The sequence below is a fragment of the Mycobacterium colombiense genome (assembly GCF_003284935.1).
GTDB classification, from domain to species: Bacteria; Actinomycetota; Actinomycetes; order Mycobacteriales; family Mycobacteriaceae; genus Mycobacterium; species Mycobacterium arosiense_A.
Genome location: NZ_QMEV01000101.1, coordinates 1 through 12,095 on the forward strand (window position 1 = coordinate 1; position 12,095 = coordinate 12,095).

10 protein-coding genes and 2 pseudogenes are annotated in these 12,095 nt (G+C 69.4%); 7 read left to right on the plus strand and 5 right to left on the minus strand.

The genetic code is table 11. The annotated features are described in order from the left end of the window. The 3 genes and pseudogenes from DQP57_RS24955 to DQP57_RS24965 all read left to right on the plus strand — a co-directional run. A pseudogene (locus tag DQP57_RS24955) lies at positions 1-209 on the plus strand (hypothetical protein); the annotation flags it as partial. Between the two features lie 90 nt (positions 210-299). Next, positions 300-878, plus strand: coding sequence for a sigma-70 family RNA polymerase sigma factor (locus DQP57_RS24960; protein WP_112635392.1), 579 nt, complete (start codon positions 300-302; stop codon positions 876-878). Then, entirely contained in the window at positions 865-1,620 is a 756-nt protein-coding gene (locus DQP57_RS24965) for an anti-sigma-D factor RsdA (protein ID WP_276310859.1), read from the plus strand. Before DQP57_RS24960 ends, DQP57_RS24965 begins: the two co-directional genes overlap by 14 nt. Before the next feature lie 9 nt (positions 1,621-1,629). On the opposite strand, the gene DQP57_RS24970 is transcribed toward DQP57_RS24965, so the two are convergent. Beyond that, positions 1,630-2,043 carry a DUF5319 domain-containing protein gene (locus tag DQP57_RS24970; protein ID WP_067101334.1) on the minus strand — a complete coding sequence of 138 codons (414 nt, stop codon included), beginning with the start codon at positions 2,041-2,043 and terminating at the stop codon, positions 1,630-1,632. 170 nt (positions 2,044-2,213) lie between these two features. Here DQP57_RS24970 and guaB point away from each other — a divergent pair, with 170 nt between their 5' ends. Genes guaB through DQP57_RS24985 form a run of 3 tightly spaced genes read left to right on the plus strand, consistent with a single transcriptional unit; the run spans position 2,214 to position 6,754 of the window. Next, positions 2,214-3,809, plus strand: coding sequence for an IMP dehydrogenase (guaB, locus tag DQP57_RS24975; protein WP_112635394.1), 1,596 nt, complete (start codon positions 2,214-2,216; stop codon positions 3,807-3,809). An 8-nt stretch (positions 3,810-3,817) separates the two neighbouring features. Then, positions 3,818-4,957, plus strand: a complete 1,140-nt coding sequence (locus DQP57_RS24980) for a GuaB3 family IMP dehydrogenase-related protein (protein ID WP_112635395.1) — start codon at positions 3,818-3,820, stop codon at positions 4,955-4,957. Positions 4,958-5,008: 51 nt separating this feature from the next. After that, entirely contained in the window at positions 5,009-6,754 is a 1,746-nt protein-coding gene (locus DQP57_RS24985) for a GMC family oxidoreductase N-terminal domain-containing protein (protein ID WP_112635396.1), read from the plus strand. On the opposite strand, the gene DQP57_RS24990 is transcribed toward DQP57_RS24985, so the two are convergent. Next, positions 6,751-7,644: a TauD/TfdA dioxygenase family protein gene (locus DQP57_RS24990; RefSeq protein WP_112635397.1), complete on the minus strand. Its 894-nt coding sequence runs from the start codon at positions 7,642-7,644 to the stop codon at positions 6,751-6,753. The two genes, DQP57_RS24985 and DQP57_RS24990, sit on opposite strands and share 4 nt — an antisense overlap. A gap of 59 nt (positions 7,645-7,703) precedes the next feature. Between DQP57_RS24990 and DQP57_RS24995 the strand changes: the two genes are divergently transcribed. Further along, positions 7,704-8,279, plus strand: coding sequence for a TetR/AcrR family transcriptional regulator (locus DQP57_RS24995; RefSeq protein WP_112635398.1), 576 nt, complete (start codon positions 7,704-7,706; stop codon positions 8,277-8,279). Here the strand turns inward: DQP57_RS24995 and DQP57_RS25000 are convergent. From DQP57_RS25000 to DQP57_RS25010, 3 genes and pseudogenes are all read right to left on the minus strand, one after another. Beyond that, positions 8,273-10,651 (minus strand): glycoside hydrolase family 65 protein, encoded by a 2,379-nt coding sequence (locus DQP57_RS25000; RefSeq protein ID WP_112635400.1) that lies wholly within the window; start codon positions 10,649-10,651, stop codon positions 8,273-8,275. The two genes, DQP57_RS24995 and DQP57_RS25000, sit on opposite strands and share 7 nt — an antisense overlap. Beyond that, positions 10,648-11,454, minus strand: coding sequence for a beta-phosphoglucomutase family hydrolase (locus DQP57_RS25005; protein WP_430920168.1), 807 nt, complete (start codon positions 11,452-11,454; stop codon positions 10,648-10,650). Before DQP57_RS25005 ends, DQP57_RS25000 begins: the two co-directional genes overlap by 4 nt. A 179-nt stretch (positions 11,455-11,633) precedes the next feature. Then, positions 11,634-12,095 (minus strand): annotated as a pseudogene (locus DQP57_RS25010) (hypothetical protein); the annotation flags it as partial.

The following is a 12,095-nucleotide window of genomic DNA, read 5'->3' on the forward strand; positions in this document are numbered from 1 at the left end:
GCGCGGGCGACCTCGGGCGGGCCCGCGCGGTCGCGGACGCCGCGCTGGCGACCGCGGGCAGGCTAGGGCTGCTGCCGCTTCGTTGGGCGTTGGCCTGCTTGCTGATCGACATCGAAAGTGTCACATTTCCGGCACATCAGCTGCACGAAATACGCGATGTCTGCGCAGGCCAGGTGCGGCGCGCCGGTGGGACGTGGCGTTCCGCTTGAAACGGCCTTCCGACCGTTATTGTCATTTCGTTAGTTAGCCCGGTTGGCCCGCGATGTGTCCGCTTCGTAACGTTGGAGATATCACCGTCGATGACAATTCCAGCAGGGGAACGTCTCGACGCTGTGGTCGCCAAGGCCGTGACCGGAGACCACAACGCATTGAGGGAGGTGCTGGAGACCATTCGTCCGATCGTCGTGCGATATTGCCGAGCGCGTGTCGGCACGGTCGATCGGGGTGGCCTGTCAGCGGATGACGTGGCACAGGAGGTGTGCTTGGCGACTATCACGGCGCTGCCGCGCTATCGCGATCGCGGGCGTCCATTCCTGGCCTTCCTGTACGGCATCGCGGCCCACAAGGTCGCCGATGCGCACCGCGCTGCCGGACGCGATCTCGCCTATCCCACCGAATCGATCCCCGATCGCTGGTCGAACGATGCGGGACCCGAACAGCTTGCGATCGAAGCGGATTCGGTGAGCCGGATGAGCGAATTGCTCGAGATCCTGCCCGCCAAGCAACGCGAGATCCTGATCCTGCGCGTCGTCGTCGGCCTGTCCGCCGAGGAGACGGCAGCCGCCGTCGGCAGCACCACCGGGGCGGTCCGAGTTGCCCAGCACCGCGCGCTGTCGCGGCTGAAGTCCGAGATGATTGCGGCAGGTGACTGTGCCTGACTCCCTGGATGAATTCGCCCGCACCGACCTGATGCTCGATGCGCTCGCCCAGCGCCGGCCGGTCGACGTCGAGGATCCCGACGCCGACGTGCTCACCACCCTGCTGGAGGACTGGCGCGACAACCTGCGGTGGCCGCCGGCCAGCGCGCTGGTGACGCCCGAAGAGGCCGTCAACGCGTTGCGTACCGGCTTGGCCGAACAGCGGCGCGGCCATCGCGGCCTGACCGTCGTCGGATCGGTGGCCGCGGCGCTGATGGTGCTCAGCGGCTTCGGAGCCATGGTGGTCGAGGCGCGGCCCGGCGGAACCCTGTACGGGCTGCACGCGATGTTCTTCGACCAGCCCCAGGTCCACGAAAAGCAGGAGATGCTGGCCGCCAAGGCCGACCTGGCGAAGGTGCAGGAATCGATCGACCGCGGCCAGTGGGACCAGGCCAAGAATCAGCTGACCGAGGTGAGCAGCCTGGTGCAGTCGATCGATGACCCGGCCAGCAAACAGGAGCTGACCAACCAGCTGAAGCTGTTGAACGCCAAGGTCGATGCGCGCGACCCGAACGCGACGCTCCCGGTGGCCTCGCCCCCCGCGGCACCGGCCGGGCCGGCCTCCGCGATCCCCGCGGCGCCGCCCGCACCGCTCACGCCGCCGGCGGTCGCGCCGAGTCCGACGCCGAGCCCATCAGTGGGTAAGCATCACCATCACGGCCACACGCCACCTCCGGTGGCGCCGCTGCCTGCGAATCAGTGAGCCGCTAGCTCAGTGCCTGCGGTGGAAACCGTCGGCGTCCGAGGTCGCCTCGTTGAGCGACGCGTCGGCGTACCCGCGGCAGTAATCCCACGTGACGTAGGCGTCCGGCTCGGGGTCGTAGGCGGGCTCGTGCGGACGCACGGTGCCGTCGATCAGCAGCTGCAGCAGGTTGGCCCGCAGCATGTCCCAATCGTGGTAGTGATCCTGCTGACATTCGTCGCAGCAGACCACCAGGCCGCGAATACCCTTGTGCGCCAGCAGCGCTTCGTACACGGCCAGGTCGGCGAGGTCGGCCTCGACGGCCATTCGCTCTTGGGAATCCAGGGGCTGGCCTGGCTCGACGGCTTCCAATGCGGCCGACGGATCACAGGGGTCGTCGGCGAAAGGGTCGGGCGGCAAACCCGGTGGGAGGTGGTCGCGCACGCCTCTAGCCTACGCAGCCCGCCCCGGATAACGCCAGCAGGCAGCTACCCGCCGTGCCGGATGGTTCGGCCGCGCCGTTTGGTGCGCGCGGCGCGCCCGAGCAAGCGGACGACACGAGCAGGCGAGCCGATAGGATGGGTCTCTCACGCCGCATCGTATGGAGGGCGCAGATGACCCGTGGCACGTCCCACCTGGAAGACAGCTCTGACCTCGTCGGCAGTGCGTATGTGCGGGTGGGTGGCCTAGTCGACGACCCGGTGCCCACCGGGGGCGACAACCCCCACAAGATCGCCATGCTCGGGCTGACGTTCGACGACGTCTTGCTGCTGCCCGCGGCGTCCGACGTGGTGCCCGCCACCGCGGACACGTCCAGCCAGCTCACCAAGAAGATCAGGCTCAAGGTGCCGCTGGTGAGCTCGGCGATGGACACGGTCACCGAATCGCGGATGGCCATCGCGATGGCCCGGGCCGGCGGCATGGGAGTGCTGCACCGCAACCTGCCGGTCGCCGAACAGGCCGGGCAGGTCGAGATGGTCAAACGCTCGGAAGCCGGCATGGTCACCGACCCGGTCACCTGCCGCCCGGACAACACCCTGGCCCAGGTCGACGCGATGTGCGCGCGGTTCCGCATCTCCGGGCTGCCGGTGGTCGACGAGTCGGGCGCGCTCGTCGGCATCATCACCAACCGCGACATGCGCTTCGAGGTCGACCAGACCAAGAAGGTCGCCGAGGTGATGACCAAGGCCCCGCTGATCACCGCCCAGGAGGGCGTGTCCGCCGACGCGGCCCTGGGGCTGCTGCGCCGACACAAGATCGAGAAGCTGCCCATCGTCGACGGCCACGGCCGGCTGACCGGGCTGATCACCGTCAAGGACTTCGTCAAGACCGAACAACACCCGCTGGCCACCAAGGACAGCGACGGCAGGCTACTGGTCGGCGCCGCCGTCGGCGTCGGCGGCGACGCCTGGGTCCGCGCGATGATGCTGGTCGACGCCGGGGTGGACGTGCTGATCGTGGACACCGCGCACGCGCACAACCGGCTGGTGCTCGACATGGTCGGCAAGCTCAAGGCCGAGGTGGGCGAGAAGGTCGAGGTGATCGGCGGCAACGTCGCCACCCGGTCGGCGGCCGCGGCCCTGGTCGCCGCCGGCGCCGACGCGGTGAAGGTGGGCGTGGGACCGGGATCGATCTGCACCACGCGGGTGGTGGCCGGAGTCGGCGCGCCACAGATCACGGCGATCCTGGAGGCGGTCGCGGCGTGCGGCCCGGCGGGCGTGCCGGTGATCGCCGACGGCGGCCTGCAGTACTCCGGCGACATCGCCAAGGCGCTGGCCGCCGGCGCGTCGACGGCCATGCTGGGCTCGTTGCTGGCGGGCACCGCCGAGGCCCCGGGCGAGCTGATCTTCGTCAACGGCAAGCAGTTCAAGAGCTACCGGGGGATGGGGTCGCTGGGCGCCATGGCCGGCCGCGGTTCGACCGGCGGCAAGTCGTACTCCAAGGACCGCTACTTCGCCGACGACGCGCTGTCCGAAGACAAGCTCGTGCCGGAGGGCATCGAGGGCCGGGTGCCCTTCCGCGGCCCGCTGTCCTCGGTGATCCACCAGCTGACCGGCGGCCTGCGCGCCGCGATGGGCTACACCGGCGCGCCGAGCATCGAGGCGTTGCAGCAGGCGCAGTTCGTCCGGATCACCGCGGCCGGACTGCGGGAGAGCCACCCGCACGACGTCGCCATGACGGTCGAAGCCCCCAACTACTACGCACGCTAGGGCCGGAGATGGTCGAGATCGGGATGGGCCGCGTCGCCCGTCGCAGCTATGAACTGAGCGAAGTCAGCATCGTGGCCTCCCGGCGCACCCGCTCCTCGCAGGACGTGTCGACCGCCTGGCAGCTGGACGCCTACCGGTTCGAGATTCCGGTGCTCGCGCATCCGACCGACGCGCTGGTGTCGCCGGAGTTCGCGATCGAGCTCGGCAAGCTCGGCGGCCTGGGCGTGCTCAACGGCGAGGGACTGATCGGGCGCCACGCGGACGTCGAGGCCAAGATCGCCCAGCTCGTCGAGGCCGCCAGCAAGGAGCCCGAGCCCTCGGCGGCCATCCGGCTGCTGCAGGAGTTCCATGCGGCCCCGCTGAACCCGGACCTGCTGGGCTCCGCGGTGGCCCGGATCCGGGAGGCCGGGGTCACCACCGCGGTGCGGGTCAGCCCGCAGAACGCCCAGGCGCTGACGCCGGTGCTGGTGGCCGCCGGGATCGACCTGCTGGTCATCCAGGGCACCATCGTCTCGGCCGAAAGAGTGGCCCAGGATCGGGAAGGGGCCGGCGAACCGCTGAACCTCAAGACCTTCATCTCCGAGCTCGACGTGCCGGTGGTCGCCGGTGGCGTGCAGGACCACCGCACCGCCCTGCACCTGATGCGCACCGGCGCCGCCGGCGTCATCGTCGGCTACGGCGCGACCAGGGGAGTGACCACCAGCGACGAGGTGCTGGGCATCAGCGTGCCGATGGCCACCGCGATTGCCGACGCCGCCGCCGCCCGGCGCGAATACCTCGACGAGACCGGCGGCCGCTACGTGCACGTGCTGGCCGACGGCGACATCCACACCTCCGGCGAGCTGGCGAAGGCCATCGCCTGCGGCGCCGACGCCGTGGTGCTGGGCACCCCGCTGGCCGAGTCCGCCGAGGCGCTCGGCGAGGGCTGGTTCTGGCCGGCCGCCGCGGCGCACCCATCGCTGCCGCGCGGGGCGTTGCTGCAGATCGCCGTCGGGGAGCGCCCGCCGCTGCAGCAGGTGCTCAACGGGCCGTCCGACGACCCGTTCGGCAGCCTCAACCTGGTCGGCGGCCTGCGCCGGTCGATGGCCAAGGCCGGCTATTGCGACCTCAAGGAGTTCCAGAAGGTCGGCCTGACCGTCGGTAGCTAGCCCGGCGCGGGCCGCTGGCTTGTTACCCGCGGGTACGGCCATACTGGTGCGATGAAGCCGGATTACGACGTCCTGATCATCGGTTCGGGTTTCGGGGGCAGCGTCAGCGCGTTGCGGCTGACCGAAAAGGGCTACCGGGTCGGCGTATTGGAGGCCGGGCGCCGGTATGCCGACGAGGATTTCGCCGAGACGTCCTGGGAGCTGCGCAAGTTTTTGTGGGCGCCGAGGCTGGGGTGCTACGGGATTCAGCGCATTCACCCGCTGAAGAACGTGCTGATCCTGGCGGGCGCCGGCGTGGGCGGTGGCTCGCTGAACTACGCCAACACCCTCTATGTGCCGCCGGAGCCGTTCTTCAACGACCCGCAGTGGAAGCACATCACCGACTGGCGTGACGAGCTGATGCCGCACTACGAACAGGCCAAGCGGATGCTCGGCGTGGTGGAGAACCCGACGTTCACCGACGCCGACAGGGTGGTCAAGGAGGTCGCCGACGAGATGGGTTGTGGCGACACGTTCGTCCCGACGCCGGTCGGCGTGTTCTTCGGCCCCGACGGCACCAAAGCCCCGGGCAAGACCGTGCCCGACCCGTACTTCGGTGGCGCGGGTCCCGAGCGCACCGGCTGCCTGGAATGTGGTTGCTGCATGACCGGTTGCCGTTACGGCGCCAAGAACACCCTGCTGAAGAACTACCTCGCCCTCGCGGAATCTGCTGGGGCGCAGGTGATTCCGATGACCACGGTCAAGCGCTTCCAGCAGCGTCCCGATGGACTGTGGGAGGTCCGCACCGTGCGCACCGGCAGTTGGCTGCGCCGCGACCGTCGCACCTACACGGCGAAGCATGTGATCCTGGCCGCCGGCACCTGGGGCACCCAGCACCTGCTGTTCAACATGCGCGATCAGGGTCTGCTGCCCCGGCTCTCGAATCGGCTGGGCATGCTGACCCGCACCAATTCCGAGTCCATCGTCGGCGCCGGCAAGCTCGAGGTCGACCCGAACCTCGACCTGACGCACGGGGTGGCGATCACGTCGTCGATCCACCCGACGCCGGACACCCACATCGAGCCGGTGCGCTACGGCAAGGGCTCCAACGCGATGGGGTTGCTGCAGACGCTGATGACCGACGGGGCCGGTCCCGAGGGCACCGACGTGCCGCGCTGGAAGCAGCTGCTGGACCAGGCGCGGGAGGATCCGCGCCGCATGGTGCGGCTGCTCAACACCCGTCAGTGGAGCGAACGCACGCTGATCGCCCTGGTGATGCAGCACCTGGACAACTCGATCACCACCTACACCAAGCGCGGCAAGCTCGGCATCCGCTGGTACACCAGCAAACAGGGGCACGGCGAGCCCAACCCGACGTGGATCCCGGTCGGGAACCAGGTCACCCGGCGCATCGCCGACAAGATCGACGCCGTGGCCGGGGGCACCTGGGGCGAGCTGTTCAACATCCCGCTGACCGCGCACTTCCTCGGCGGCGCCGTGATCGGCGACGACGCCGAGCACGGCGTGATCGACCCCTACCACCGGGTGTACGGCTACCCGACGCTGTTCGTGGTGGACGGCGCGGCCATCTCGGCGAACCTGGGTGTCAACCCCTCGTTGTCAATCACCGCCCAGGCCGAGCGGGCCGCCTCGCTGTGGCCGAACAACGGCGAGAACGATCAGCGCCCGGCGCAGGGTGAGCCGTATTGCCGGCTGGAGCCGATCCCGCCCAAGGCGCCGGTGGTGCCGGCCGAGGCGCCCGGCGCGCTGCGCTGGTTGCCGAGCAATCACATCAGCTCCACCGCCGACGCCCGTTAGCTCGCCAGCACCTGCAGCGGCGCGCCGCTGACGACCCGGCTGCGCTCGCCGCGCACGCTGACCGGCACGTCGCCCATCAGGGTGATGCGGTGCATCAGCCGGGGCTGGTCGTCGTAGTCGTCGACGGCCCGGTGCTGCGTGGCGCGGTTGTCCCACATGGCGACGTCGCCGGGCGCCCAGCTCCAGCGAATGGTGTTCTCCGGCACTGTGATTCGCCGCTGCAGCAGTTCCAGTAGGGCGCTGGACTCGTGGCTGTCCAGGCCGACGAAGCCGCGCACGAAATCGCCGGCAACCAGGGTGCGTTCGCCGGTCTCGGGGTGCACCCGCACCACGGGATGCTCGGTGCGGAAGTCCGGCTTTTCGAACGCCTGCCGAAACGCCCGCTGACCCTCGCTCATGGCGTCGGCGCTCACGTAGTCGTAGCGGTTGGTGTGCAGCGCCCAGAGGTTTTCCACCAGACATTTGAGCGGTTCGGGCAGCTGCTGGTAGGCCGCCACGGTCGAGGCCCACAGCGTCGAGCCGCCGTAGGCCGGCAGCGTGACCGCACGCAGGATCGACGCCGACGGGTAGTCGGCCGCGAATGTCACGTCGGTGTGCCAGCGGTTGGCCTTGCCGTACTCCGAGTCGATCGGGGTGATCACCGGGAGGTGCTTGGCGGCCAGGGCCGCAGCGGCCGGATGGCCGATGGGCGTGCCCAGCAGGCCGGCGAACGCGAGCTGCCCGGAGTCGTCGAGGTGGTGCTGGTGACGGAAGAAGATCACCTTGTGGGTCAACAGCGCCCGGCGGATCGTGTCGACCGCGTCCTGGTCGAGGCCGCCGCCGAGGCGAACCCCGTCCACCCGCGCGCCGATGCGACTGCCCAGCTTGGTGACGGTTATCTGACCTGTCATTGTCGTTTCCTTGAGTCAAAACGGGTGTAGTCAAATGACTACATTGGTAGTGTAGTCACATGACTACAACTTCGGCAACAGGCCGCGGGAAAATGCCCACCGGGCGCGCGGAGGTGGCCGCGGCGATCCTGGAGGCCGCCACCGAGCTGTTCGCCGAGCGCGGTCCGGCCGCAACGTCCATTCGCGACATCGCCGCGCGGTCCAACGTCAACCACGGACTGGTGTTCCGCCACTTCGGCACCAAGGAGCAGCTGGTCGGCGCCGTGCTCGATCACCTGGGCGCCAACCTGAGCACGCTGCTGGGCACCGATGCCCCGGCGGCCGTGCTGGAGAGTTCCCTGGATCGCCAGATGCGGGTGATGGCCCGCACCGTGCTCGACGGCTATCCGGCCGGCCAGCTACAGAAGCGCTTTCCCAACATCGCGACGCTGCTCGACGGGGTGCGCCCGCTCTACGACGACGACGTCAAAGCCCGGCTCGCGGTCGCCAACGCCCTTGCGCTGCAGTTCGGTTGGCGTCTGTTCGCCCCGATCCTGCGCTCGGCCACCGGGATTGAAGAGTTGACCGACGAGGAAATACGCCAGGCGGCCGGCGCCGAGGTGCAACGGATCCTCGGGCCGACCGAGACTCACTGAGCCCGCACCGATTCGGCGATCAGGGACCGCCGATGCAGCGGTTCGCGGCCCGCCGGCTGCTGCGGCGGGGGCATTTGCGGCTTGCGCGGGCGCACCGCGACCGTCGTCGCGGATTCGGTGCTCAGCTCGAGGTCCTCGCCGGCGTGCCGGATGGTCAGCTCACCGCCGGGCCCGTCGCGCAGCGCGTAGGTGACATCGTCGTGGTTGACGTCGACCGTGACCCGGAAATCGCGCCACCGCAGCCGGAACCGTAGCCGTGAAATGCCATCGGGCAGTTGAGGATCCAGCGACAGGACGCCCTCGTCGTCGCGCAGGCCGCCGAAGCCGGACACCAGCGCCGTCCAGGCGCCGGCCAATGAGGCCATGTGCAGACCGTCGCGGGTGTTGTGGTGCAGATCGCGCAGATCGATCAGGGCGGCCTCGTAGGCGTAGTCGTGCGCGAGCTCCAAATGCCCGACCTCGGCGCACATCACCGCCTGCGTGCACGCCGACAGCGACGAGTCGCGCACCATGCGCGGTTCGTAGTAGTCGACGTTGCGCGCCTTCTGCTCGGGCGTGAACGCGTGGCTTTGCCAATGCATCGCCAGCACCAGGTCGGCCTGCTTGATCACCTGCGCCGGATACAGCCGCACGTACGGGTCGTGCAGCAGCAACGGGTAGGAGTGGTTCTCCTTGAAGTCCCACTCGGCAAAGGTGGTGAACCCCTCGCACTGCTGGTGGACGCCCAACCCCTCGTCGTACGGAATGTTGACGGCACCGGCCGCATCGCGCCACGCCGCCGTCTCCTCGTTGGTGACCCCCAGCGCCTTGGCCGCGTCGGGGTGGCGGTTGCAGGCGTCGGCGGCCACGCGCAGATTGTGCGCGGCCATCAGGTTGGTGAAGACGTTGTCGCGCACGATCGCCGTGTACTCGTCGGGGCCGGTGACGCCGTCGAGGTGCCAGACGCCGTGCCGGTCGTGGTGGCCGAGCGAGAGCCACAGCCGGGCGGTCTCGACCAGCACCTCGAGCCCGCAATCGGCTTCCAGGTCGTCGTCTCCGGTGACGATGCGGTAGCGCTCGAAGGCCATCGCGATGTCGGCGTTGATGTGCCAGGCCGCGGTGCCGGCCGGCCAGTAGGCCGAACACTCCTGCCCGCGGATGGTCCGCCAGGGGAACGCGGCGCCCTCCAATCCCAGTTCGGCGGCCCGCTCCCTGGCCAGGTCCAGGGTGGAGGCGCGCCAGCGCAGCGCGTCGGCCACCGTGTGCGGCGCGGTGTAGCTGAGCACCGGCAGCACGTACCCCTCGGTGTCCCAGAAGGCGTGGCCGTCGTAGCCGGTTCCGGTGAGTCCCTTGGCGGCGATGGCGCGGCGTTCGGCGCGGGCGCTGGCCTGCAGCAGGTGGAAGAGCCCGAAGCGCACGGCCTGCTGGGATTCGGGGTCACCCTCGACCTCGACGTCGGCGCAGTCCCAGAAGTTGTCCAGGTATTCGCGCTGCGCGTCCAGGAGGCCCTCCCAGCCGGTGTAGCGGGCGCTGTGCAGCGCGGCGGCGACCTGGTCGCGCAGCGCCGGGCGCGAGCGCATGCTCGACCATCCGTACGCCAGGTATTTGACGATGCGCAGCTTCTGTCCCTCGCGCAGCCCGCAGATCACGGTGGTGCGGGCCAGGTCGGCGCGCGCGTCGGTGCTGACCTCGACGCGCCCTTCGACGTCGACCTCGTGATCCATGCCCGCGGCCATCATCAGCGCGCTGCTGCGCGTGTGGTGCATGAGAACCGCTCCGGTGTCGGTGTATTCGTGGGCCACCTCTTCGAGCGGGTTCTCCAGGATGGCCGACACCCGGGGGTCACCGGAGGTCTCCGGCTGGTCCTCGTTGGTGACCAGTTCCGACTGCACCGTCACGCGGACGAACTCGCCGATCGCCTCGACGACGTATTCGATGGCGGCGACGCCGCGCTGGGCCAGCGACACCAGCCGGGTGGAGACCAGCTTGACCTCTTTGCCGGCCGGCGAGCGCCAGTGCGCGCTGCGGGTCAGCGTCCCGGCGCGCAGGTCCAGATCCCGTTCGTGGCACAGCACTTCGCCGTAGCGGACGTCGAACGGCTCGTCCTCGACCAGCAGCCGGATGATCTTTCCGTTGGTGACGTCGACCAGCGTCTGGCCGGCTTCGGGGTAGCCGTAACCGGCCTCGGCGTAGGGCAGCGGCCGGATCTCGTAGAAGGAGTTCAGGTAGGTGCCCGGCAGACCGTAGGGCTCGCCCTCGTCGAGGTTGCCGCGCAGCCCGATGTGCCCGTTGGACAGGGTGAACAACGATTCGGACTGGGCCAGCAGGTTGAGGTCGAGCTGGGTCTCGCGCACGTGCCAGGGGTCAACGGGGAACGATTCGTCGGTGATCATGAGCGCAGCAGCTCGGCGAGGTCGGTGACCACCACGTCGGCGCCGTTGCGGCGCAGCTCCTCGGCCTGGCCCACCCGGTCGACGCCCACCACGAAACCGAAGTTACCGGCCCGCCCGGCTTCCACGCCGGACAACGCGTCCTCGAACACCGCGGCCGCCCCGGCGTCGACGTCGAGCAGCTGCGCCCCGCGCAGGTAGGAATCGGGGGCGGGCTTGCCGGCGATATGTTCGTCGCGCAGGGTGATGCCGTCCACCCGCTGCTGCACGAACCGGTCCAGGCCGGTCACCTCGAGGACGTCGCGGGTGTTGGCGCTCGACGACACCACCGCGATGCCCAGGCCCGCGGCCGACACCGCCTCGAGATAGCGGCGGGACCCGTCGAACACCTTGACGCCGTCCTCCTTCAGGACCTTCTGGAACATGTCGTTCTTGCGGTTGCCCAGGCCGTAGACGGTCTCGGCGTCGTCCGGGTCGTCGGGGCTGCCGTCGGGCAGCTGGATGTCGCGGCTTTCCAGGAAGGACCGCACGCCGTCCTCGCGCTTCTTGCCGTCCACGTACTCGCGGTAGTCGGCGGCTTCGTCGAAGGGGACGAATTCCTCACCGGTGCGCTTGGCCCGGTCGGATAGGTAGGCGTCGAACATGGCCTTCCAGGCCTTGGTGTGCACACTGGCGGTGTCGGTGAGCACGCCGTCGAGGTCGAACAGACAGGCACGCACCTCCTCCGGCAGACCCAACGCTGAGCTCAACGGCGGACCTCGCTCTCTGGTCTTAACGGACTGGGTATGCGATACCCACTCCACCATGCCGGGCAATCCCCTCGCAGCCGTATCGGGTCTTGCGCTGGCCGCAACGCCGGCATGCCCCGCAGGCCGACATGCCGCCAAGAGCGACGACGGTGATTGGTGATTGGGGCGGCGCCGCATCCACGACTCCGGCCGATTAGCGCAGGGATGCTTGGTTATCCCATTGCGCCGCAACCGGTTTAGCTTTGACCTGTACCTCGAGTCTCGCCGTCGCGTGTCTGCGCGGTGTCCTGCGGTGCCCAGGTGCCCGGCATCATCGGCATGCCGGGCCCGGCCCCGAATTCATTACCGGACAGGGTGGTCAGGCCCGCCGCGGCAACCGCTGCCTTGCGTGCCGTACCGGCGAAGCCCAGGCTTCCGGCGGCGCTGTCCGAGGCCGTCGTCGCCGGCTCGTCCCAGTCGGGATCGACGTCGACGTTCATCTCCAAGAACTCGTCGCCGTGACCGCGCTGCCGCGTCCGCAGGTGCCGCCTGGCCCGCGCCGCCTGCCGCTCCGCCGCCGCGGCGGCGGTCGCGGCCGAATCGGGCTCAGGGGACTTCTTCTTCGCACCGGCGGCAGCACCCGCACTCATGCCCGAGCCGCAACCGATACCGGGCGGCGCGAGGGCATACGGAGGCCCGAACGGGATCCCGCCCGAGGC